The organism is Enterococcus sp. AMC1086, from assembly GCF_058216575.1.
Genome location: NZ_CM177100.1, coordinates 152430 through 177009, shown reverse-complemented (window position 1 = coordinate 177009; position 24580 = coordinate 152430). Strand labels below are relative to the sequence as shown.

27 protein-coding genes and 1 pseudogene are annotated in these 24580 nt (G+C 34.2%); 15 read left to right on the top strand and 13 right to left on the bottom strand.

Translation table 11 applies throughout. From position 1 onward, the window contains the following. Positions 1-133 precede the first annotated feature (133 nt). Together yfmH and yfmF are read right to left on the bottom strand one after the other, a co-directional pair. The gene (gene yfmH / locus AC4BC4_RS00765; RefSeq protein ID WP_490476432.1) at positions 134-1426 is read right to left on the bottom strand and encodes an EF-P 5-aminopentanol modification-associated protein YfmH; all 1293 of its coding nucleotides are present in this window, start codon (positions 1424-1426) and stop codon (positions 134-136) included. Further along, positions 1419-2687, bottom strand: a complete 1269-nt coding sequence (gene yfmF, locus AC4BC4_RS00760) for an EF-P 5-aminopentanol modification-associated protein YfmF (protein ID WP_490476431.1) — start codon at positions 2685-2687, stop codon at positions 1419-1421. The genes yfmH and yfmF overlap by 8 nt, the downstream gene beginning before the upstream one ends. Before the next feature lie 208 nt (positions 2688-2895). Here yfmF and mscL point away from each other — a divergent pair, with 208 nt between their 5' ends. Next, the gene (mscL, locus tag AC4BC4_RS00755; RefSeq protein WP_438757634.1) at positions 2896-3342 is read left to right on the top strand and encodes a large conductance mechanosensitive channel protein MscL; all 447 of its coding nucleotides are present in this window, start codon (positions 2896-2898) and stop codon (positions 3340-3342) included. A gap of 289 nt (positions 3343-3631) precedes the next feature. Here mscL and AC4BC4_RS00750 read toward each other — a convergent pair whose 3' ends face one another. The 6 genes from AC4BC4_RS00750 to treR form a co-directional block, all read right to left on the bottom strand. Further along, positions 3632-3931, bottom strand: a complete 300-nt coding sequence (locus tag AC4BC4_RS00750) for a hypothetical protein (protein WP_490476430.1) — start codon at positions 3929-3931, stop codon at positions 3632-3634. 133 nt (positions 3932-4064) lie between these two features. Beyond that, entirely contained in the window at positions 4065-4238 is a 174-nt protein-coding gene (locus AC4BC4_RS00745) for a hypothetical protein (RefSeq protein WP_490476429.1), read from the bottom strand. Positions 4239-4311: 73 nt separating this feature from the next. Continuing rightward, positions 4312-4743: a GNAT family N-acetyltransferase gene (locus AC4BC4_RS00740; protein WP_438757637.1), complete on the bottom strand. Its 432-nt coding sequence runs from the start codon at positions 4741-4743 to the stop codon at positions 4312-4314. A gap of 48 nt (positions 4744-4791) precedes the next feature. Beyond that, complete coding sequence (locus AC4BC4_RS00735) at positions 4792-5226, bottom strand: hypothetical protein (RefSeq protein WP_490476428.1); 435 nt, start codon at positions 5224-5226, stop codon at positions 4792-4794. Positions 5227-5326: 100 nt separating this feature from the next. Further along, on the bottom strand, positions 5327-6112 hold the full coding sequence (locus AC4BC4_RS00730) for a sulfite exporter TauE/SafE family protein (protein ID WP_490476427.1): 786 nt from the start codon (positions 6110-6112) through the stop codon (positions 5327-5329). Between the two features lie 33 nt (positions 6113-6145). After that, positions 6146-6859, bottom strand: a complete 714-nt coding sequence (treR, locus tag AC4BC4_RS00725; protein WP_490476426.1) for a trehalose operon repressor — start codon at positions 6857-6859, stop codon at positions 6146-6148. A gap of 208 nt (positions 6860-7067) precedes the next feature. Here treR and AC4BC4_RS00720 point away from each other — a divergent pair, with 208 nt between their 5' ends. From AC4BC4_RS00720 to AC4BC4_RS00710, 3 genes are all read left to right on the top strand, one after another. Beyond that, positions 7068-9776, top strand: coding sequence for a glycoside hydrolase family 65 protein (locus AC4BC4_RS00720; protein ID WP_490477332.1), 2709 nt, complete (start codon positions 7068-7070; stop codon positions 9774-9776). A 21-nt stretch (positions 9777-9797) separates the two neighbouring features. Next, entirely contained in the window at positions 9798-10448 is a 651-nt protein-coding gene (gene pgmB / locus AC4BC4_RS00715; protein WP_438757641.1) for a beta-phosphoglucomutase, read from the top strand. A 200-nt stretch (positions 10449-10648) separates the two neighbouring features. Further along, a complete protein-coding gene (locus tag AC4BC4_RS00710; protein ID WP_490476425.1) occupies positions 10649-11473 on the top strand; it encodes a VanW family protein in 825 nt (274 codons plus the stop codon). A gap of 87 nt (positions 11474-11560) precedes the next feature. On the opposite strand, the gene AC4BC4_RS00705 is transcribed toward AC4BC4_RS00710, so the two are convergent. Next, a complete protein-coding gene (locus AC4BC4_RS00705; RefSeq protein WP_438757643.1) occupies positions 11561-12091 on the bottom strand; it encodes a ClbS/DfsB family four-helix bundle protein in 531 nt (176 codons plus the stop codon). A 1177-nt stretch (positions 12092-13268) separates the two neighbouring features. Here AC4BC4_RS00705 and AC4BC4_RS00700 point away from each other — a divergent pair. From AC4BC4_RS00700 to AC4BC4_RS00660, 9 genes and pseudogenes are all read left to right on the top strand, one after another. Further along, a complete protein-coding gene (locus AC4BC4_RS00700; RefSeq protein ID WP_490476424.1) occupies positions 13269-13454 on the top strand; it encodes a hypothetical protein in 186 nt (61 codons plus the stop codon). Between the two features lie 673 nt (positions 13455-14127). Continuing rightward, positions 14128-14352 carry a type II toxin-antitoxin system RelB family antitoxin gene (gene relB, locus AC4BC4_RS00695; RefSeq protein ID WP_490476423.1) on the top strand — a complete coding sequence of 75 codons (225 nt, stop codon included), beginning with the start codon at positions 14128-14130 and terminating at the stop codon, positions 14350-14352. Further along, positions 14353-14619, top strand: coding sequence for a type II toxin-antitoxin system RelE family toxin (locus tag AC4BC4_RS00690; RefSeq protein ID WP_490476422.1), 267 nt, complete (start codon positions 14353-14355; stop codon positions 14617-14619). 486 nt (positions 14620-15105) lie between these two features. Then, on the top strand, positions 15106-15309 hold the full coding sequence (locus AC4BC4_RS00685; RefSeq protein ID WP_490476421.1) for a hypothetical protein: 204 nt from the start codon (positions 15106-15108) through the stop codon (positions 15307-15309). A gap of 163 nt (positions 15310-15472) precedes the next feature. After that, positions 15473-15733, top strand: a pseudogene (locus tag AC4BC4_RS00680) (transposase); the annotation flags it as partial. 640 nt (positions 15734-16373) lie between these two features. After that, on the top strand, positions 16374-16508 hold the full coding sequence (locus tag AC4BC4_RS00675) for an enterocin L50 family leaderless bacteriocin (RefSeq protein ID WP_490476420.1): 135 nt from the start codon (positions 16374-16376) through the stop codon (positions 16506-16508). A gap of 19 nt (positions 16509-16527) precedes the next feature. Continuing rightward, positions 16528-16659: an enterocin L50 family leaderless bacteriocin gene (locus AC4BC4_RS00670; protein WP_490476419.1), complete on the top strand. Its 132-nt coding sequence runs from the start codon at positions 16528-16530 to the stop codon at positions 16657-16659. 217 nt (positions 16660-16876) lie between these two features. Continuing rightward, positions 16877-17113 (top strand): hypothetical protein, encoded by a 237-nt coding sequence (locus tag AC4BC4_RS00665; protein WP_490476418.1) that lies wholly within the window; start codon positions 16877-16879, stop codon positions 17111-17113. Positions 17114-17147: 34 nt separating this feature from the next. After that, positions 17148-17420, top strand: a complete 273-nt coding sequence (locus AC4BC4_RS00660; protein WP_438757644.1) for a hypothetical protein — start codon at positions 17148-17150, stop codon at positions 17418-17420. 226 nt (positions 17421-17646) lie between these two features. On the opposite strand, the gene AC4BC4_RS00655 is transcribed toward AC4BC4_RS00660, so the two are convergent. Beyond that, positions 17647-18921, bottom strand: a complete 1275-nt coding sequence (locus AC4BC4_RS00655) for an LPXTG cell wall anchor domain-containing protein (RefSeq protein WP_438757646.1) — start codon at positions 18919-18921, stop codon at positions 17647-17649. 145 nt (positions 18922-19066) lie between these two features. Continuing rightward, on the bottom strand, positions 19067-19321 hold the full coding sequence (locus tag AC4BC4_RS00650) for a hypothetical protein (RefSeq protein WP_438758845.1): 255 nt from the start codon (positions 19319-19321) through the stop codon (positions 19067-19069). Positions 19322-19871: 550 nt separating this feature from the next. Here AC4BC4_RS00650 and AC4BC4_RS00645 point away from each other — a divergent pair. Then, positions 19872-21263 carry a glycoside hydrolase family 1 protein gene (locus AC4BC4_RS00645; protein WP_490476417.1) on the top strand — a complete coding sequence of 464 codons (1392 nt, stop codon included), beginning with the start codon at positions 19872-19874 and terminating at the stop codon, positions 21261-21263. Between the two features lie 15 nt (positions 21264-21278). After that, entirely contained in the window at positions 21279-22625 is a 1347-nt protein-coding gene (gene celB / locus AC4BC4_RS00640; protein WP_438757648.1) for a PTS cellobiose transporter subunit IIC, read from the top strand. A 98-nt stretch (positions 22626-22723) separates the two neighbouring features. On the opposite strand, the gene AC4BC4_RS00635 is transcribed toward celB, so the two are convergent. Then, positions 22724-23287, bottom strand: a complete 564-nt coding sequence (locus AC4BC4_RS00635; RefSeq protein WP_438757649.1) for an HdeD family acid-resistance protein — start codon at positions 23285-23287, stop codon at positions 22724-22726. A 213-nt stretch (positions 23288-23500) separates the two neighbouring features. After that, a complete protein-coding gene (locus AC4BC4_RS00630; protein WP_438757650.1) occupies positions 23501-24472 on the bottom strand; it encodes a ribose-phosphate diphosphokinase in 972 nt (323 codons plus the stop codon). Positions 24473-24580: the final 108 nt, after the last annotated feature.

The following is a 24580-nucleotide window of genomic DNA, read 5'->3' as shown; positions in this document are numbered from 1 at the left end:
AGTTGGAAGCTTCTATTCATCCAACTATTCTAAGGATAACATAAAAAAATACTGATGAGGATAACATTTTTGAAAGTTTTAACTAAAATATAGGACTTTTCTTAGTTCTTGTATCCACTGCTAAAAATACTGATTATTTTTTTGGGTACATGTAAAAACGACTTAGTCCATCGTCTTTGATAAATGCTTGTGCCAATTTTTTCACATCCGTCAAGCGAACACTTTCAATCACTTCTGGCGTATCAAACAACGTCGTTTCACCATAAAGTGATTGTGAAAATTGATTTGCAATATATTCAAGTGAATTTAATGATTGGAAATACTTACCGATCATTTTTTTCTTCAACAATGTTAAATTTGCCTCTGTTAATTCAGTGCTTTGGTCTGCCGTCAAAAGAATCTCTTCAATTCGCTCAGCTAATTGCTCCGGATGATCACTGTCTCCACCAAAATCAGCAAAGTGAAAGCTACGGTCCAAATTAAATTCATAGCCAAAGCTATCGTCTAGCAAGCCTTCATTGTATAAATTCAAATAATTTTGTGACGTATTGCCAAAGAGTAATTGAAACAATAGATTTGCTGTAGTCTTGTATTTAAGCAATTCTTTGCCGTCTGTTGGGACTTCGTCTAATCCTTTCAATCCAACAATCACTTTGGAACGACTGATAGCCATGGAAAGAGAGCTCTCTTTAATAATATCTGATGCAGTTTCTTTTGGAAAATGACGTTTGATTGGTTCCGCTTTTGCAAATGTTTTGGCTGACTGATTTTTGCGGATAAAAGCCATCATTTCTTCTGGATCCATTTTCCCAACAACGAATAATGTCATATTACTTGGGTGATAAAATGTATTGTAGCATGTATATAAGTCTTCTGCAGTGATCTCATCAATACTTTCAACCGTCCCGGCAATATCAATATGCAACGGATGTTTTGGGTACAGATTGCCTAATGTACCAAAAAATAAGCGCCAGTTAGAATCATCTAAATACATTTGGATTTCTTGTCCGATGATCCCCTTTTCTTTGTCCACTGTTTCTTTTGTAAAATAAGGCTCCTGAACAAAATTTAGTAACGTTTCTAAGTTTTTTTCTACTTGGTCTGTTGTTGAAAATAGATAACTGGTCTTTGTAAAGCTTGTAAATGCATTGGCAGAAGCGCCTTGACGCCCAAATTGTTGAAAGACATCTCCATCTTCTTTTTCAAACATTTTATGTTCTAGAAAATGGGCGATTCCATCTGGCACTTTTATAAAATCTGTTTCACCGATTGGTACAAATTCATTATCGATGGAGCCATAGTTTGTCGTAAACAAGCCATACGTTTTGTTGTACTCTTTTTTCGGTAATAGATAAACAGTTAGTCCATTATCCAAAACTTCTGTATAAAGAACTTCATTTATTTGTGGGTATTCTTTTTTAATCATCGACTTTTTCCCCTTCCAAAAAGAAAATGGCTTGTAGTTGCACTAATTTGGCAACACGCTGAATATCAGCTAATGTGACAGCTTCCATTCGACGGATCCACTCGTCATCTTTTAAACGAAGGTGGGGAATCAAATCATTTAAATATTCATTTTCTAAAACCGCACCTACATTGTCTAAAGAAAGTAAATATTGATTCTTCAGCATAGCCTTGGTTTGTTCGATTTCGAGATCTGTCACTTTCCCTTGACGTATGTTCTCTAATTCTACTGAAATCAAGCGCAAAACTTGGTTGCGATTTTTACCATCAATCCCAGTCTGAACACTTAAAAGTCCGCGGAATGTATCAATACTGCTAGATGCATAATATGCTAGATTCTCTTTTTCACGAACATTCATGAATAATTTAGAATGTGGAAATCCGCCAAATACACCGTTAAAAATTTGCAACGCAAAATAGTTTTCATCGCCATAATAAACGTCTGTATGATAGCCTAGATTCAATTTTGATTGCGCTAATGTTTCTTGCTCAGAACGTTCTTCGATTACATTTCTAGACGGTTGCGCATAAAAGATATCTGAAATTCCAGACGCGCGATCTTCAAATGGTAATTTACTAAATAGCGCTGTTACTTCAGCCTTATCTACATCTCCAAGAACAAAAATATCAACTTGATCTTCCTGAATCATTTGTTGGTGATATGCCGCTAGACTTTCAGCTGTTTCTTTGTCTAAATCAGCAATAGTACCAAAGCTTGGCATTTTTTGATCTTCCGATTGACCAAAATACAACTGTTGTAAGGCCAAAGAAGAATAAACTTGTTTGTCTTCTGAAATACTTTCATAATAAGCTTTTAAATTTTCTTTTTCACGTTGGAAAGTCTCTGTTTCAAACTGTCCATCAATAATGTTTGGGTAAAATAAAATTTCTTTCACAAAATCAGCTGCATCCGCCAATACATGACTGTGTTCCAAATATTTGTCATTCACTAAATTCATTGACAGATTCAACCAATGCAAATTCCCTTTTTTGTTCACATTGATTCCAAAACTAGCACCGTATAACTCTGCTAATTTTTCACTTAATTTCACTTGGTCGGGATAGTTCAGACTATTAGTTTCCATCAAGCTAGATAGAAGTGTCCGTTTTGTAATTGTTTCTTTATTCAAACGCGTATTAAAACGAACCAAAATACGCACTGTCTTATATTTTTCTGTTGGAACAACATGTAAGTTGACTCCTTGTGCTAGTGTGATCGGCATATTGTCAGCTCCTCTTTGTTTTCATCATAATAAAGCCCAGTCTGAAATACAATCATCTGGTCATTTTTAAATGTTTTTTTAAGATTTTCTATATTCATTTAATTATAGCACAGCTCAACTGTCTTTCCTTGATGTAAGAGTCTTTCATTTCAATTTTTTTCATTTTTTCTGTATACTGAATTTGATATGAGAAAAGGAGGTTAATCTTATGATTAAAGAATTCAAAGAATTTATTATGCGTGGAAATGTCCTTGATTTAGCTGTTGGGGTCGTTATTGGTTCTGCTTTTACTGCCATTGTTACACAAATCGTTAATGGATTGATCACGCCATTAATTAGTTTGATCTTCGTATTTACCACTGGAGAAAAAAGTGCAGATGATGCATTAGGCGCTCTTGTTTTTAACGTCAAAGGTGTAGCATTCAATATTGGTGATGTGATCAGTGCTCTTATTACATTTTTAATTACTGCTTTTGTTTTATTCCTAATTGTCAAAGCTGTTAATAAAATGAAGAAAAAACCGCAACCCGAAGAAGAAGTTGCAGGTCCTACAACAGATGAGCTATTAGAACAAATCCGCGATTTATTGGCGGCGCAGAATACTGCGAAAACGACTGGTGTTTTAAACGATAATGCTGAAGATATCAACAAGTAACGATCGTAGATAAATCTAACTCAATTTTGTAAATTAACTTCCCAACAAGTGCCTCTGCATTTTTGGGGAAGTTTTTTTATCTTGCAACAGTACCAACCTCCCAATGGCGATTGGTGTATACTAAATTGATACTATACATCAAGGAGGACAAAAGTTCGATTACATCTCATTCTTTTATCTTACATACCTATTTTGAGATCTGTTAGAAAGATCATTAATAATTTCCTTAACAAAAAAAACATACTAAGGTCAGAGAACAATGATTCTATTCTCTAGTCTTAGTATGTTTTTACGAGTGATCCTCGGGCGTAGCATTTGGCTCTTTTGAAGTGGCGCTTTTTGTATCTTCATCCGTTTTTTCGATTGGAGGAACTAGGTGTAAATGGCTCGGTTTTGATTGTTGTCTGTCGTCCACTTGCTCCGTCCATTGTGCGACCATCTTTTGTGTTTCCAACATTACTTCATGGATATTTTCTAACATTTTGCTTGCTTTTTCGTCTACCTCTTTCATATTTTTTTGATGTTGTGCAAGAGTTTCCTGCCCTAACTTGCGTATCGCTTCTTTCTGACGTTCTTTTTCTTCGTCCACAAAATCACTCCTATTCGTGTCAGTTCATTTTCAATGTTACCTACTGCTATGGTATCACAGTTTTCGTTTTTTTTAGTTACTTCGTTAATCATTTGGTGTTGAAATCTTGATATTATATTGTTTAAATATTTTTTCAAGTAACAGCTTCACACATGCCACTAGCCTCTACTACATTACTTCTCATCACAGATACCTCATGAGCAAATGAAGTACCTGCCTGTCCTTTCACCATATCTGGAGCATTTTGACCGAATGTTTCAACGCTACTCCCTAGCTCGAATTGCTCTGTCTTTATTTTGTTTTGCATTTGATCAGCTTCTGCTTTTAAAGCAACTTATTTCTCGGAGTTAAACGCTTCTGACACAGGCTCTTTTTAAGATTCAGCTTCTTTGCATCTGAACATGTGGAATATCATCTTCTAAATACACTTCTGAGATTTCTTTAAAACCAAATGCGCCATAGAAATTTGTTAAGCGTGCTTGTGCACCAATAATAATGGGACGATTTGGGTATTTGTCTTCAACTACTTTTAAAGTTTCTTCTAAAAGTTTGTTTCCTAATTTTTTTCCACGATAGTCAGGATTGATTATTACTCTGCCAAAGGTCACCGTATCTCCTTTATCGATGATTCGTGTATAACCTACGATCTCGGTTCCTTCTTGTAGCCACGTATGCCAAGCGAACTCATCCGCTTCATCGACCTCTTGATATGGACATTTTTGCTCCACCACAAATACAGCGACTCGTAATTTAACGATCTCTAGAAATTCCTTCGTCGTCAATTGTGTAAATTCTTTAACATGATACTCCATTCTATCAACCTCCTCAATCAAGCAAATGAATTAACCTTTCAACCTGATTTATTCGTTTTCTTTTAACTTACTTGGACCTGAACGATACGTGATTTTGACCCCTTCACTATCCATTGCTGGATATAAAAAGTCAATCAACACAACATTTCCATCTGATACCGATTTTTTCCCAATCTGGGTCATTGTTCCTTCTACCGTATCTTTTGAATCCAATGTATCAACATACTTTTCTTCTCGTAAATGATCAATGTATTGCTTCATTTCTTTTTCGCTGATACTTCCAGCTTTATATGTCAATGTTGTTATACGATCTTTATTTTTTATTTCGCTATTGGTTCCGACGATTTTCTTCTCACCAATGACCGAATAAACCGACGGAACCTTATCTTCATTGATCTCAATTTCCTCAGCTGTACTAGAAGCACAGCCAACAATTACCATACTTGTTATAATCAATACCCCAACCTGAACCACTTTTTTCACTTTCATTCTCCTCTTACTCATTAAATTTGAAACTTTATTATAGCATGAATAACAGCATCTAAAATCGAATGATTCAGTTATTTTTTTACTATTTACTTAATTAAATGAACAATTGTAGGCCATTCCATATATTTAACAACAATACCAAAAGAATCACAATTTGATAAACCTGAGTCACTCGTTCAGAAGAAATTTTCCCGCTGATCAATGCTCCTACGAAACCACCCACAATAGCCGCTGGGATCACATACAACAGAATAGAAAGATCAAACTGTCCAAACCCAGTTCCTTGAGCGATCGTAAGTAGTTTTGCTGCTTGTGAAAAGAAAATCGTAACGATCGAATAAACGGTTGCTTCTTTGATTGGAATTCCAAAGCATAACATCAACAACGCAACATTGATCGGTCCCCCGCCAATTCCCAATAAAGTAGAAATAAATCCTAAAAATAAGCCAACAATCACATACCAAGCAGGATGAGACAAATCCAAAGTGCGTTTATTACCAATTTTTGTATAGAAATAAGCAAATAGCAACGTTACGACTGTCAGAATAATTTGGATCAATTGAACGTATTTTTCATCAGAAAATAACCGTAATAAAGACTCAAATACCGAATTTCCAGAAATCCCGCCTATCACAGAACCTAAAGATACCAGCACTGCTATTGGGATTTTTAACCTTAATCCATTCTTCATCTGCCTAAGAGTAGAGACAATCGACATGGTAAAAACTGCTACGCTAGAATAAAATGAAATTGCTACTAAGGGATGGAAGTGTAACGTATCTAACACAGGTTTTATGATGACACCGCCGCCCATTCCTGAAATCGCACCAACTGTATTCGCTAAAATAATGACAATAAAGTAAATGATTCCTGTATACACAATTTTCAACTCCTAAAAGTGATCAATTTTTCTTTAGGCTTTCCTTCGTCTAGCAAAATCAACAAATTTGAACTTGTCTAATCTATGTCTAGACTCTGTATACTCAAAACAACGTGTATCTTCTAGACTAACGACACTGCGAACGACCACCACGTGCATGTCTTCGTGGATAGTCATTAATTTACGATCATATTCTGTTACCGATTCCACGGTGATTTCTTTTTGTGCATAACTGATTGCCAGTCCTAATTCGTTCTCAAAATAATCATAAATAGAATCGGCCGCTCGATCTTCAGGTAAGTCATCAATGATTTCTTTTAGTAAATAATCAATGTCAACGATCACCACTTCTCCATCAATCTCTCTTTGTCGAACCAAACGCCAAACCTCAGCCTCTTTCTTCCATCCAGTTAAACGTGCTAAAGATTCACTGACACGCTCTTCTTTTAGTTCCACAACCCTAGTGACACTATGTATTTGTTGCGCACTTTGCAGCTCTTTATAACTGATAACACCAGAAATTGGTAAATCAAATTTTCGAACATTTAATACAATCGATCCTTTGCCTTGTTTCTTTTGGATATACCCTGTATTGATCAACAAATTAAGCGCTTTACGGATTGTTTCTCTTGAAACGGAATATTGTTCAACTAATTGATTTTCACTTGGTAATAAGGTTCCTGGTTGATAATCTCCATCTAAAATTCCCTTTTCAAGCTCTAAAAATATATCATGAAATTTATTCATGTCCTTCCCTCCATCTCAGGATACTCAAAGAAAATGATAGCACATTCTTCCTTAAAAAAATAGCTTTCTCAATAAGTAGACTTTCAACGTGAAACAATTCTTTTTGATTATCTGACTTGTATTTACAAACATTTCATACTATAATGAAAACGAAAACATTAACATGTCTATACAAGTTAAAATAAATCTTAGTCAGGAGCCTTTTATGATAAACTATCTTTTACTTACACTCACGCAAAACAGCTTACATATTCAGGAGAAAACACAAGACTCTCTACTCTCAGAGCAAACAATTTCCTTCTCTGATTTTGAATTGCCTAAAACTGCAGAAATTTTGGCTGAACAAATCAAAGAACAATTTCCTGCAGTTAAGGGTGCTGTTTTTAATAACGTAGGAGAAGAATTTTATACTCAAAATACACGATCAACCGTTTTGAACACAGGTCTAGAAAATCTTATCAAACATTTTTCAGAATTACTAAACTTCCCTATTCTTACAGTCACGGAATTAGACAATGCTCCCGATTTAACTACAGCATTTGAGGAAAAAACAGCAGCTTTAACTTGGAATTTAGATTATTTTGGCTATACTCCTGGCAAAGAAGAATACTCTGTTGAGTCCTTACTGACGATCGGTAACGGCTTTATGGGCTTGCGTGGTACGGTACCTGAAATGACCTTGTCAAAAGACCATTATCCTGCTACTTATATTGCTGGACTTTATAATGAAGAAGAATCCGAAGTTGCAGGTCAAATCGTTGAAAATGAAGATTTTGTTAATACACCAGATAATCAACATATCAGTATTCAAGTAGAAGGAACAGACGAGTGGCTATCACTTGAAAAATCAACTTTGCATTATCTACACAGAAATCTTGACTTGAAAACAGGCCTATTTACTTCTCACATGATCATTGAAGATAATCACCAGCATCAATTGAAAATAATCGCAAAAAAAGTAGTCAATATGGCTAAAATGAACAATTACAGCATCCAATATTCAATTCAGGCATTGAATTTTTCTAAAAATATCATACTTAAGACAACCACTGACGGTTCTGTCTACAATTTTAATGTTGAGCGTTATCGCAATCTAACTGCTAAGCATTTCCATGTAACCCAATTGCTTGCAGAAAAAAACAGTGCAATGATAGAGGTACAAACGAATCAATCAAAAATTAGTGTCCAACAAACAGCAACTATTACTGGTGATTTTTTTGAAGCTGATGCGATAAAAAATACGATTGGTAAAGAAATCATTGAACAAGAAATTACTTTCTTGGCTGAGCAAAACAACACCTATACTTTCGAAAAACAGGTACAAGTTAAAGCCTCTATAGCTGAGAATAATTGGGAAACACCTTTACTTTTAGCTACTTCTTTTGATACAGAATTTACTGAGAGTGCTGATGCTTGGGAAACCCTTTGGAAAAAATCAGATATTCAAGTAACTGGTGATTTGATGTCGCAAAAGCTATTGAGAATCCATACGTATCATCTATTAGTTTCTGCTTCTCCATTTAATAATAATGATTTAGACGTTTCGGTAACAGCTCGTGGCTTGCATGGTGAAGCTTATCGTGGTCATATTTTCTGGGACGAGATCTTTATCTTGCCCTTTTACATTCTCCATTTCCCAGAAACAGCTAAACAGCTGTTGATGTATCGTTATAATCGCTTAAATAAAGCCAAAGAAAATGCTCTTGAGAGTAACTATGCTGGCGCGATGTATCCATGGCAATCTGGTCTTGATGGTAGTGAAGACACACAAAAGCTTCATTTGAATCCTTTGAACGGTGAATGGGGTGAAGACCACAGCATTCTTCAACGCCATGTTTCATTGGCAATTGCTTACAATATCTGGATGTATTGGAATAATTCTAACGATGATGCATTCATCAAAGAGTACGGCGCTGAAATGTTAGTAGAAATCGCTAATTTCTGGCGTAGTGCTACAACATTTGATGAAACGACCAATCGCTATTATATCGATAAAGTCATGGGACCTGATGAATTTCATGAAGCTTATCCTGATAGTGACGAAAGTGGCTTAAAAAATAATGCTTATACCAATTTGATGGTCGTCTGGCTATTTGAAGAATTAGAAAACATCCTTTCATTATTAAATACGCAAGAACAAGCAGATTTGTTTAATAAAACTGGCATCACGCAAGAACATCTTGAAAAAATGAAAGACATTCGCAAACGCTTATCGATCGAAGTCAACGAAGATGGGATCATCGCTCAGTATGAAGGCTATTTTGATTTAAAAGAAATCGATTGGGAAAAAGCTAAAGAAAAATACGGCAATATCTATCGAATGGACCGTATTTTAAAAGCAGAAGGCCAATCTCCTGATGATTATAAAGTCTCCAAACAAGCAGACACTTTAATGTTATTCTACAATTTAAATAAGGAAAAAATAGATGAAATTTTAGGGGAATTGGGTTACGATTTACCTGCAGATTATCTTGAAAAAAATCTTTTGTACTATCTAAACAGAACCTCTCACGGTTCAACTTTATCAAGAATCGTTCATGCGCAGTTAGCCGAAGAAGTTGCTTTCCATGATTTGTCTTGGACATTATACCAAGAAGCTTTACACTCTGATTATCAGGATATTCAAGGCGGAACAACCGCTGAAGGAATCCACACAGGTGTGATGGCAGCAACGATTTATGTTACATTGACTACTTATGCTGGAATTGATATTAAAAAGAACAACCTTACGATCCAGCCAAATTTACCGAAAAACTGGACGGAGATGACGTTTAATGTTGAACACAAAGGGATTCACTATGACTTGACTGTTTCAGAAAACGCTGTTCAAGTTTGTCCTTCCCATGACACAACGGTAATCATCAAAGATCAACCTTACAAATTAATTGCCAATAAAAAAACAACAATCAACTACTAAACATAAGACAGGAGAATACACATGAAAAAAGGCTTTGTTTTTGACTTAGACGGCGTGATTACTGATACAGCAAAATTCCACTATATTGCATGGAAAAATTTAGCAAAAACTCTAGGTATCACAATCGATGAGGCATTCAATGAGACATTAAAAGGAATCAGTCGTATGGATTCTTTAGATAAAATTTTAGCTTATGGACAGCGAGAAAATGATTTTACTTTAGCTGAAAAAGAAGCACTAGCTCAAACAAAAAATGATGAATACGTTAAACTTTTGGCAAATCTTTCTGAGGCAGACTTATTGCCAGGTGTTCATGATTTTTTAGTCCAAGCAAAAGAACAAAATGTTCCTTGCTCAATCGCTTCAGCTTCTAAAAATGCTCCGATGATTTTAGAAAAACTAGGTGTTCTTGACTTCTTCGGACATATCGTTGATCCTGAAACATTGAAAAATGGCAAACCTGACCCAGAAATTTTTGTAAAAGCAGCCGAAAGTATTAATATCGAGCCAAAAGATGCGATTGGATTCGAAGATGCCCAAGCTGGTATCGAAGGGATCAAGGCAGCCGGAATGTATGCTATAGGAATTTCCGCAACGGAAACATTAGTTGGCGCTGACTTACAGGTTGCTTCAATGACAGAACTTACTGTAGAACAATTAGTAACAATCTAAAAAATAAAAACAAAGAGGTTGGGACAGCGTTTATTCGGATTCCTTAAGGCTAGGAGATAACTCTACGAGTTATCTCCTAGCCTCTTTATCTTTTACTAACTATATTAAAAATATAGTCACAAAAAATTACATTTAGATTTCAATCAAAAGTCATTTATGTTACAATATCATTACATAGAAAGAAATGGGGTTACGACATAATGAAAAGGAAGTTATTTAGCGAACTATCACCACTCACATATGAAATCTCTATTAAAAAAAATATTTTTCAGAGAAAACTACGAGATTTTCTCCAACAAGAGCAGCTTGCTAAAACTAAAAAAGAAGAACTTTTGCCTGTATCCGTTTACAAGCATACCTCTTTGATTCGTAGACAATTAGGAAATACAGATTTAACTTTACAAGAAAATAAAGCAACTAATCTAAGTCTAGCTGCACCAAAAGTATCAAACATTCTAATCAAGCCAAATGAAACTTTCTCTTTTTGGTATTTAGTTGGTACATGCTCATCAAGCAAAGGGTATAAAGATGGGGTGACAATTTTTAATGACGCTGTTCGTCCTGGACTGGGTGGGGGACTTTGTCAATTTACTAATTTGATTCACTGGATCATTCTTCATTCACCACTAGAAATCACTGAGCATCACCATCATGATGGCTTGGATCTTTTTCCAGATTATGGTCGTAAAATCCCTTTTGGAACGGGAACATCGATCGTTTATAATTATTTAGATTATCGCTTTAAAAATAATACCGATCACACCTATCAACTGATTATTTCTGTCAGCGACACCCATCTTAATGGGGAACTTCGCTCTGATAATGAACAAGCTTATAGTTACCATATTCGAGCTGAAAAGGAATATTTTTCAAAAGAAGATGGTCAGGTTTTTCGTAATGGACAGATTTTTAGAAAATGTATCGATAAAAGAACAGGAAATTTAGTAGAAAAAAAATTAATCAAAGAAAACCATGCTCGCGTGTTGTACGATACGACACATTTAGAAATACGAGAGTCTTATTAAATAAATAAGCCATTATTCTATTTATAGAAATTTAAATTACCAGCTCTAATCAAAAAGTAATGAGTAAAAGATCATTTTTATTGTCTTTTACTCATTTTTTGATTCATTAGATTTAGACAATTTTTTCCATTTACGGATTTTTGTTCGAAAATTGGTGAAAGGAGCAACCGTATTGATATGCACCCATTTATACAAAGGCCACATCGCTTTTGTTGTTGCATAATCTCGCTGTGCCGGTTCAAATAATTCCTGTTCAGAAAGTGTTGCCAGCCAAGTACACATTTCATCAACAGCTTCTCTTAGCATTTCCCTTTGTTCAGCAATACTGTACTTGCCATATTCTTCATAAAATGACTGATACAAACCACCTAATTTATTCCATTTATATCCTGGAGCAGGCGTTTCCACTGTTTTTCCAGCTTGTTCCTCTTTCTCCCATTGAAGAATCAAATTCACCCAACCAAGTTGATAAGACAAATTTTCAGATGGCGTTTTATCGACTTCTTCAATTCGTTCATTTTTTAAAGTTTCCGGTATCTGTTCAAATTCTCCATCATACATGTCATATCTTTTTTTTATTTCTGCAATCAATTCCTGTTTGTTTACATATGTACGCATACGAATGCTCCCTTCTCTCTTATTAATTTAAACCTTACCATAATGTCAAAGTCAAGTGTACAGATACAACTAAAAAAAGTACACTAATTACAAATCAGACTATTTACTTATTTAGGCTTATCAGAAGAAAAAATACGGCATCCACAACCTAAGAAATAAATCATGGTAGAGAATATCATACAATTAATTTTGCTTGTTTTTATTTCGATATTACCAGTTATAGAAATTAAATAATAGAATTTGAAAGCAAAAGGTTCTATTATTTTTTATTAGTTTGGTGGTAGTCGGTTTTGGCTATTTATTAAAAAGGACAAATGGTTTATTTTTTCACGAAGTCCAAAGGAATTTATAGAATATCGGTTTGATCCAAAATTTGAACAAGAAAGAAAAACTGGAAAAACACTTAGTAGAATTATTATAAAATACAGTATTCCTATTGCTGTATGACTATTTATCTTTATATTATTACGTATAGTATTATGATGAAGGTAATTTAATTTATCAAAAATGATGCGAATCCACTCTATATTGTGGCAACCTAAATTATCGCGATGTCGCTCTTTAGGAGTCAGTGCATATGATTGTATGTATCGAGTCTAGCGAAAGGAAAAGCCTTTTGTCCACATTAGAAGTAATTCAATTGATTCCAAGTTTTATTATGGCTTCAATTAAAAATTGATTGTAGATATGCTTAAAAATGACAAGGAATAACCGTCTTATCTTTAGCTAGATAACGATGATTTTTATGTTAGTCGTATTGTTATGCAAATTTTTATTACCTATGATCGTAACATTTGATAGACTATTATCCTGATTCTTATTACTTGATTTTATTCGATCGATACTTTTAAAATCTGACTGAAGCACGTTGAGTCAGATTTGTTAATCGTTTTTCAGAAATGGTTTTTAAATTGAAAGAATTATAGTAAAAGCTTTTGATAACTATGAGAAAAGATGCTATATTAGTTATGTAGAAAGACATTAATAGTATATAATTACGAGCTAGTGACTACGGCTTGTACTCGCCTACGGGCTTTCAATTAACTATTAGTTGAAAGAAAAATACTAGTGGGACTACCTTCCCTTGAGGTAAGATAGGGCGATAGTTAGCGATGGGTGAAACCAATTCGTGGAAAGAGAGAGGAGGTTTCCTCTCTCTTTTTTTTGGAGGTAAATTATGAATTACGGTGAAGAATGGTTGGAAAGTTTCGATGGAAATATTAATCCAAACTTTATTTTAATGAGTCAATTACTTAATTCAATAGAGAAGTATGTATCCCATTTTGAATATATTTATTCGACGAATCTACCTGATTTTTCTGAAATAAAAATAAACGTTCTTAACACGAATATTCCGCATTAATGGGATTATCGAGGAATCACCATTATGGATTGCCAACCTATCATAGTGAAGCAATTTTTGAAGGTTTAAAGAGAGACTGGGACTTAGAGAAATTAAAAAAAGGCAACAGCAGATGGTTTAATGAAAATCAAGAGAAATTAATTGGCTGCCTATTTTTATATCAAATGTTAAATATTATCGACTGCACTATCTATACAACTATTACAGAGGGGCACAACACTTCAGGCTAGAAAGTGATAATATTTATTTTATTATATTTAAGTACCCTGGGAGCAACTCATATAGTATTGAGTTGACTCCAGAAAATTCTTCGGATGGGAGAAAAACATATACTCCTAGAAGTTTAAAAATAAATGACAGTATTGAAGAAAATTGCAAAGAAGTCGAACTTACTTTGATCACTAAAAATAGAATAAAAGATAAAAGAAGCAAAAGATACGAGCGATGGAATTAATACTTTAGTTAGGTATATAAGGCAACACTACGGGAATAATTATTCTGTAGTGTTGCTTTTCTTGTTTAGGTGGTTTGTAAAAATATGCGAATCCCAAAAACATTCGTTTTTGGGACAGAATATTTCTAGTTTTATTAAGCCATGAACACAAGTATGTTTACACACATTTGTGTTCATGATATAATTTAAATATACTAATGAAGAAAGAGGTGTCTAAATATGGCAACTATTACTGTTCGTGTTTCCGATGAGGAAAAGAAATTTTTTGATGAAATGGCAAAATTTGAAGGCAAAAGTTTATCAGATTTGTTAAGAACGTCTACTTTAGAAAGTTTAGAAGATAGCTATGATGCACATATTGGAGATATTGCTTATGAAGAATACTTAAAAACTAGAGAAAGTAATCTTTTAGCAAATCTTTTGAAAAAGTATGAGGTAGATTAATTGCCAAACTATAGAGTAGAAACTACACCAAAATTTGATAGACAATTAGCAAAGCTAGATAAGTTTACTGCAAGAATGATACTGAAATGGTTATCTAAAAATATAGATAATACTGATAACCCAAAAAAATCTGGAAAATCACTTGTTGGAAATTACAACGGAAAGTGGCGATACAGAATTGGTGACTATCGAGTGATTTGTAAAATAGAAGAAAATGAATTAATTGTTCTTGCGTTAGAAGTAGGTCATAGAAGAAAGATATACTAGTTTTCAGATTAATAAAAATTTTGAGTAAGATTGTCTTACTCATTTTTTCTTCAGGAGGGACTATCAAAACTTAAAAAGTATTGATAGTCAAGACTTGATAAAAGTGGAGTTTAGGACATAAGTCCTAACGAAAAATCCAGATACCAGTCAAATTGATAGGTATCTGGATTTTTTTTGCACAAAATTAAGAATACCTTTGCTAAAATAAAAGTAACTACTCAAATAAACTAGCGAAGTATTCTTATATTTAAAAATCACACCACAAATCAAGACATTCTTCCTCTCGATTTTAGCTTTCAATTAGAAAAAAATGATGATGAAGAAGATGGAATCACTCTTAAATCAATCCGTTTTATACGAAAAGTTTCTAAAAAATTAAGGAAACTTTTCCAAAACTTTAAAGCGCGAAAACTCGCTTATCAAAAACATGGACAGATTCTAGAACAACGAAACAGCTACTCTCGAACAGACACTGATGCCACATTTATGTACATGAAAGACAATCATATGAAAAATGGTCAATTAAAAGCAGACTATAATCTTCAAATCGCCACCAACAGTCAATACATTTTAGGCTACGATCTTTTCTTCAATCCAACAGATACACGGATACTGCGCCCTTTTTTAACTACTTTAAAGGAGCGTTTCTTTGAGCTACCAAACTATATTGTCGCAGATATAGGGCTATAACAAAGAAGAAAATTATCAAGTTGTTTTAGAAAACCCTGAATGGACACCGCTCATTACTTATGCCATGTACCATAAAGAACAAAAGAAAAGGTTTAAACAAAATTCTTTCCTTCCCACAAACTGACCGCACTAAGAATTAGAGGATACGTTTCTTAGTCCAAAATGTACAAGAGCGAAGAGTGATAAGAATCGTGAAATTCAAAAGAATATGAACTGGGAATACTTTAAAGCAACGATTCAACCACTACTTTCAGAAGAAGAAACAGGTAAAATCTATCGCCAACAAAAAATTGATGTCGAACCAGCTTTCAGACATTTGAAATCTTGCTTAGAGTTCATTCGGTTCTCTGTTCAAGGGAAACAACAAACACACAATGAAATTGGTTTCGCGCTAATGACAGTAAATTTAAGGAATATAGGCTAACTAATCTGACCAAAAAGGATGTTTTTCTCCACAATTTCAAAAAATTAAGGTTCCATTGAAAAGCTTTATCAGTATAGTTAATCCCATATCTCTCTATGGGGGACTAGTAGTAGAACTAAAATGAAAATTTGTATCATATCTCGTTGGAGTTGTTTCTAACAGCATAAAAAGAGGAATTCCTAAAAATAGAAAGCAACTCACAAAAGTTAAATTTTTGAGAGGATGTTTTATTTTAAGAATCCTTTTTTAGTTTACATACCTTATTTACCTGTCCAATTTAGTTTAGCTAATCAGATATCGCATACTAAGTATAAACCATGTAAGCTTTTTACACTTATTACCATGAGGAAGTGCAGTTTAAAGCAAAAGAAATAATCAAAATAAAAGAATAAACATACTTATATATAATTAGTATAGTCATATTTTACAGAATATTTCAATGTCAATTAATATTAAATATTAAAATTTTTATCTATTTTTAAAAAAATTTTCTCTAAGAAAAAATAAATTTGATTATGAAAAGCTAGTGTTTTCAACAACAAATCTTTAATTTGCAAAAAATATATTTTGTCAAGTATTTTTTTCATTAATATTTAATATACAATGAATATGTAATAAAAAAAATTGGAGGAGATATATTATGGGAGCAATCGCAAAATTAATAGCAAAGTTTGGATGGCCTATTGTTAAAAAGTATTACAAACAAATCATGCAGTTTATTGGAGAAGGATGGGCAATTAACAAAATTATCGATTGGATTAAAAAACATATTTAAAATAAGGATGTGTTAGTATATGGGAGCAATCGCAAAACTAGTTGCAAAGTTTGGGTGGCCATTAATTAAAAAATTCTACAAACAAGTCATGCAGTTTATCGGACAAGGATGGACAATAGATCAAATTGAAAAATGGCTAAAAAGACATTGACTTTTAAATTATATTAAATATTGAAAAAAGACTATAAAGTTATGAGGATGTCCTTGTGTTCTTTATAGTCTTTTCTTGTTTATGTATATGTTTTACTTAATTCTAATTAATAACTATTATTTTACTGTTGTAAATTTTGTTTGACATGGTGGTGCAGTTTGTTTTAAAATTAAAAATGAAAGGAGACTGTAGCAGGTGTCTTTTAAAGGAGGTAAAAATGGAAAATTATTTCTCTAATTTTAGTTTAGAAGATCAAAATTTTATGATTGATTTTTTATTATCTGAAGGTAACATATCAAGAATGTGTAAAAAAGGATATTCATACTCAAAAGTTAAAAAGAAACTACAATGTATTAATGAACAGATAGGAAAAGCTAGATATTCACAAGATGCTTTAAAAGAGTATTTAGATATTTTTGTTTCTGATGGATATTTTATTTTCAGAAATCGCTAGCTTGATTTATAAAAAACATAAGGAGATGTTATAGATGAGTCTAAATGTCATTATATTGTTAGTGCTATTGGCAGCACAAACATGGTTGATACCTAGATTAAATAATAAGTATTTATTGTTATTAATTCCAAGTATTGTTGGTGCATTAAGTTTATATATTTTTAGAGAAAAACTAAGTTTATTAATAATTATAGGATTGATGTTAGGGTTCTTTATTTATTATATGGCAGGATTAAGTCAGTGGGATAGAATAAATAAAGAGAAGCAAAAGAAGTATTTAAAAGAGAAATTTTTCAATGAAAAATAAATTTGTGATGCATCATAATTATTTATTATTTTCAATAGTCAAAAATATAATAGGTTCAATTTTGGTTATAGGCATTACAAGTTTGATTCAAATTTTTGTAAATCAAAATTTTTTTTGATTGTCTTATAGAAAAACCTAGAGATATTTCTCTCTAGGCTCTCTTCATCATTGGTTTAATTCTTTAGATACTCTTCACCAACATTAGTTGACAAAGAGCCTCTATTATCTATTTATTTGTTTCTATTTTATACCAGCCGATTACTGTCAAAAACACAAGACACAAGCCTGTAAGCCAAATCATATTTGTACTTGACTCATTTGTTGCAGGTAATTTTTTACCGACAGGTTTGGTTGTTCCAATAGGTTTTGTTGAACTTGTAGTATTTTCAGTGATTTTCACCTCAACTACTTGCGCACTTTCTTCTACAAAAAACTCGTATCCTGGATACTTTTCAGCCAACTTTTTCATTGTTTCATCTGACCAGTTATACGTATACGTGAAAGAAGTAGTACCAGCTTTTAGCGCTTTCCACTTTCCTGCTGAATCTATTTCAATGATTGACGGATCAGAGATACGTGGAACAAACGAACCTGTAGCATCTTTGATTCCTTCAATAGGCTTCACTTTTATTTGCCCTGTGTCACCAACTTTTCCATTGATAGACGTGAGATCGATTCGTGGAGTGATATTTAATGTTCCGACAGGCTTAACTTCTACTTTAACACGACTAGCAATAGACCGCGCTTTCAATGTGCTACCTGGATTTTTATCTTGAATTTCTTTCATTGATTCTTCTGAAAGCTGGAAATCTAGCACAAAATCCACCTTTCCAGTTTTTAAGGCCGTCCATTTCCCATTTGCATCAACAGAAATTATCCCTTTAGAATCCTCTGGAATATAGGCGAGATAGGTTCCTTTGGGATTGGCTACTCCCCCCATCGGAGCAACTTTAAATTGACCCGTTTCCCCTATTTTGGCACGGATTGTTCCAACATTAAAACTAGGGGTGATATCCACATTTACTTCTTTTGTTTCTGTCACTTCAACTGGTACTTCTTGAACGATATCTTTTTTGACTAATTGGTGATCGGGATACTTTTCTTGAATTTTTTGTAGCGATTCTTTATCCCATTCAAAATCCAATGTTGCTTTTGTTTTTCCTTGTTTTAACCCTTGCCATTGGCCTTGGTCAGTAATTGAAAGAACACTTTGATCTGCTACAGTCGTTTTGAAAGTTCCTTTAAGATCTTTCATCCCTTCGATTTGTTCAACTTCTACTGTGCCCTTCCCACCAATAGTCGTTTTGATTTCTTTGATTTTGAATTTTGGTGTAAGATCGATTTCTTTTTTTGCTTCCGTCACTTTGGTCTGCGTTTCAGATGATTGAGTTGCTTCTATTTCTACTTCAGAGCTATCCTCTGTAGCAAACGAAATCATCGAAAATGATAAACATACAGAACTAAACAAGATTCCCAACATCAACCCTTTTATTGTTTTCATTATTACTCCCCTCATTTTCATTATAATTATTACACTATAATCTTACCAAAATCTAATCGTTAGAGCAACAAAAGTTTATAGTAAAAAAGAATGTAGAGAGGTTGGAGCAGCAGCGTTTAAAACCTAGCCTCTTCACTATCGTTCTTTATTTCCTCTTGACATCACCAGAGCGACGTTCTTTGATTTCATGTTCTTCAGAGATATTTTTTTGCTGTTGGGCAACATCAAATACTCTTGTACTAGGATCATGATTAATGCCACCCGTTCCAGTATTTACCATCTTTCCCCACCCTTTTTTGAGAGGTGTTTTCCCTTTCGCTCGTAACTTATCGTTTTTTTCTTTGATCCGTTTATGCTTCGTTCGTCGTCGCTCGTCAAAAAAATCTGAAATTTTATTCATTATTTCCAAGCTATTCACCTCCTAATGTTTAAATCCATGGAAAAACTTATACGTACAAAAACAATCATATACATTCAATTTAATACAACGGCTGAAACAAATACAGCCAAAACGCAATGTGTGTTCATCCTTTGGCGTTCTGCTAGCTTGTTTAACAAAATATAGCATCTAATCCTTAATGAAACAAGCTGTCTTTTCAGCGAAAAATTATCAATACTGTGAATAATTTTAAGAATACCGGGCATTCATCTAGCTGCTTGAGCTAAAAGTTTTCCCAAAAAAGACAAACTCTGCATATGACTAAAACTGTCACAACCTTTTTTTCTTTCTGTTAAACTTGAACGATTCCTTGGCCCACCTACTATATTAATAAGCTATTAAACTTAAAGAATCCCCGTTAAAGTGTTATTGAGATAAAAAAGGTATACTAGAATAGTTCCCTTTTTCTTACGTAACCAAATTGATAGAGAGAGTATTGAAATTATCCAAACAATCACTTATTCTAAAACCAAAGAGAACGCTTTTTAAAAAATATAGAATGGAGAAACCAATGACACATACATTCCCAGAAAATTTCCTATGGGGCGCTTCAATTTCCGCCCATCAAACAGAAGGTGCTTATCAAACTGATGGTAAAGGCCTAAGTGTTCAAGATACCCGAAAAAGAGACAATCATGAAATCGCTGATTTTACAGTAGCAGTGGATCACTATCATCATTACAAAGAAGATATTCGTTTATTAGCTGAAATGGGCATTAAAGTTTTTCGTTTCTCGATCGCATGGACACGAATTTTTCCAAAAGGACGAGGCGAAATCAATCAAAAAGGATTGCAACATTATAGCGATGTCATTGATGAGTTATTGAAATATGGCATTCAACCTTATATCACATTGAATCATTTTGATTTACCTCAAGCTTTAGAAGATGAAGGTGGTTGGAGCGTTCGCCCTACAGTAGATGCCTTCAAAATTTATGCTGAAACCTTGTTTGAAGCCTATGGAGACCGTGTAAAACACTGGTTGACGATCAATGAGCCAAACATTATGCTGTTAGTCGATAAAAAAATTCTAGGAAAAAATATTCCCCTACAAGAAAAATACCAACAGTTTCATCATCTCATGATTGCTGAAAAATATGCATTCAAAGGGTGTCATGAATTCGTTGAAGGTGGACAAATCGGACCTGTTCCAAATATTTCCTTCGTTTATCCAGCAACTAGCAAACCTATGGATAATCAAGCGGCGCTTTATTTTAATAGTGTTCGAAATTGGGCTTATCTCGACTTCTCTTGTTTCGGTCGATACAATACTGTATTTAAAGACTATCTAAACCGTAACAATATCACGATCGAATTCGCGTCAGAAGATAAGGAATTAATGGAAAATCACTTCCCGGATTTCATTGCCATGAATTTTTACACGACTGTCACTGTAGAAAAGCCGACCGAAAAAGATGGGATGGCAAACGGTATTAGTGATCAGCAAAGTGAAGATATTATGGAATGGGGCTTTTATAAAGGCTTTACCAATCCTTATTTGAATAAAAATGAATTCAACTGGACAATCGATCCAGATGGGTTGAAAACTACGTTACAAACACTTTATGACCGCTATCATTTACCAATCATCATTACTGAAAATGGTTTAGGTGCAAAAGATGAACTGACCGAAGATGGCAAAATTCACGATCATTATCGCATCAACTATTTGGAACAACATCTTGACCAATGTTTACAGGCCATCGAAGCAGGCGTTGATTTGATTGGTTACAGTCCGTGGTCAGCGATCGACCTGATCAGTGTTCATGAAGGAATTAGTAAACGTTATGGTTTTATCTATGTCGACCGCACAGAACATGATGAAAAGGAACTGGCTAGATATAAAAAAGATAGTTTTTACTGGTATCAAACATTGATCGAAACGAATCAATTGCCCTCATAAGAAAAGGAGAAAAAAATGAATAAAGTATTTACGTTTTTAGAAACAAAACTGATGCCGCCTTTGAATAAAGTTGCGAATTTGCGCTTTATTCGGGCCATTATGCAAGCGGGTATCATTACAGTACCTTTTACGATCGTCGGATCGATTTTCTTGATCATCAATAATCTGCCGCAAATCATTCCGCCACTTGCACCTTTTTTTGAGAACACCATTTTGAAATTCGCACCGATCTATAGCGTGGCTACTACCATGTCGATTGGGTCGATCGCAATTTTTTACTGTTTGGCGACTGCGTATTACTTAACAGATATTTATCGGAAAGAAGAAAGTGACGGGTTGAGTAGTTTTGTTGGGGCTATTTTAGGGCTATTTGCCTTTTTGATGACGATCGTACAAACAGATATCGTTGATGGCGGCGCACAACTGATTCAATCTGAAAGTGAAACCTCGATCGTATATAACGGGGTCGCACTTGGTGCTTGGGTTACTCGCTTTAGCGGCGTTGGGATTTTCATTGGGATCATCACTGCTGTGATTGCGACTCAAATTTATCGTTTTTGCGTGAAAAAAAATCTTACGATTCGAATGCCTGAAGGGGTTCCTGATGGTGTGAGTAAAGCATTCGCTTCATTGATTCCTGCTATTTTTATTGCATTTGTGATGTTGATCATCAATACGATTTTGGCGATATTTCATACTGATTTACATGGGTTATTGTCAAAACCCTTTGAGTTTGTTAAAGATTTGACTGGTTCTTGGTTGGGCATTATTGTAATAATGCTGTTGATCCATCTACTTTGGGCTGTTGGGGTTCACGGGACTGCTGTTATTAAAAATAGTTTTATCAATCCGATTTTACTCGTTGCATTGACTGAAAATGTGAATGGCGGAACCAATATTTTTGCTGGAGACTTTATCAATATGTATATCTTTATCGGAGGCGCTGGTAGTACACTTGGATTAGTTTTACTGATGATTTTTGTGGCAAAATCAGATCAACTTAAAGTACTTGGAAAAGCTGCGGTGCTTCCTGGTTTGTTTAATATCAATGAACCTGTGATTTTTGGGGCACCGATCGTTTATAATCCATATTTGATCATTCCGTTTATTGTAACACCTATGATTAATGTGACAATTGCTTACTTTGCTTCTTCTGTTGGTTTCGTGAGTAAAGTGACGACTGGAATTCCTTGGATTTCTCCTGTAGGAATTGGGGCATTTTTAGGAACTGGCGGCGATTTTAAAGCTGTGTTGATCGCGCTGATTAATTTGGCCGTTTCGGTTGTTTGTTATTATCCATTTTTCAAGATGTATGATGGAAAATTGTATGGGGAACAGATGGCAGCTGGAACGAAAGAATAGAAATCAAAAAGGCTAGGACATAACTCTACGAATTATATCCTAGCCTTGAAAAATCCGAATAGACGGTGGAAGAAACAATTCCCTCTTATTTCTCGGAGTTAAACACTTGTCATATGAACATCTCTACGATTAAGCATACCACCCATTAATTTTACAAAGCCAAATAATAAAAAGTAAATACTAATTAGCACAGGAACCGTAACAATCGTCGTATCTCCGGCTATTAATAACGTTAAGCCAATAACACCACCTATTAAATAGACGACTAATGAAACATAGTAATAGATCTCAGCTATTTTTTTAGCCAAGTCTAGCAAGAATAATGAAATAACCGCATCGCCTATGAACCAGATACCAAATAGCATAGACAACTCTACTAAATCTAAAGAAGTATTTACGAACATTATAATTCCGATAACGATATCAACAACGCCTAATAATAAAGACGAATACTGATTATGACGGGTTCTTTTTTTGATATTTGCTCTGTTCAATATTTCAAAAATACCTTTGATCAAAGAAAATACACCAAAAATTCGAATTGATTCTATCAATGTATTAGGTGTGTATCTCAATGCTAGAATCGCCATAAAAATGTACATTACACCAGTGACTACTTGCAAAAATCGATATGACTTTATAAAACTAGTTGTACTATTCATTTGGTCCACGCTCCCTCAATTCATTTTATACTTATATATTAGGACGATAGTAACTTTTTTTCAAAGATTAGCTATTATTAATGGACTAAATTTCCAACTTCATTCACTAAAATACGTCTGAGCTTTCTAGTTTCCATTTAAAATCATTTTTTTCACAACAAAAAAACCATTATTTCCAGTATAGTTACATACAGGAGATAATGGCTCTATTTTTTATTTGCGTTTCGTCTCAAACAACGGACTAACTGGTTTATTTTCATGAATACGTTTGATCGCATCACCGATCAACTCACCCACACTGATTTCGTCGATTTTATCGATTTTACGATCATCAGAAAGGTAGATAGAATCCGTCACAACTAAACGTTTAATGGCAGAATCTTCAATGCGCTGTAGTGCAGGTCCTGATAAAACTGGGTGTGTACATGAAGCATACACTTCTTTTGCACCAGCTTCTTGTAATGCATTGGCAGCTAATGAAATCGTCCCAGCTGTATCGATCATGTCATCGATCAAGACACATATCTTCCCTTCTACATGTCCAATAATGTTCATCACTTCAGCGACATTCGCTTTTGGACGGCGTTTGTCGATAATTGCAATCGGTGCTTTCAAGTATTCTGCAAGTTTACGGGCACGCGTCACACCACCATGGTCAGGAGAAACAACAACAACGTCATCCCCTTGAATACCGTGTTCCATAAAGTAGTCTGCAATCAATGGAGCGCCCATCAAATGATCCACTGGAATATCAAAGAATCCTTGGATTTGGACGGCATGTAAATCTAATGTCAACATTCTAGTTGCTCCTGCTTTTTCAAGCATATTTGCTACAAGTTTCGCTGTGATCGGTTCACGAGCACGGGCTTTACGATCTTGACGTGCGTAACCATAATAAGGCATCACAACGTTGATTGTTTTTGCACTAGCACGTTTTAATGCATCGATCATGATCAACAATTCCATCAAATTATCATTGACAGGACTGCTTGTTGATTGGATGATATAAACATGAGAGCCACGAATACTTTCTTCAATATTTACTTGAATTTCACCATCACTAAATTGAGTGACAGAAGATTTTCCTAATTCTACACCGACAGCTGCAGCGATTTTTTCCGCTAATGGACGATTCGAGTTAAGAGAAAAGATTTTCAATCTTGGATCAAAATAATGTTTTGACATGAGGACCTCCACTTTCTTTTACTGAACAATAGTTTCCTTATAAATAGTAGTCACTTTTTCAAAATAAATCAAGTGGTTTTGGGGCATTCCTCCAAATTAATTCGATTT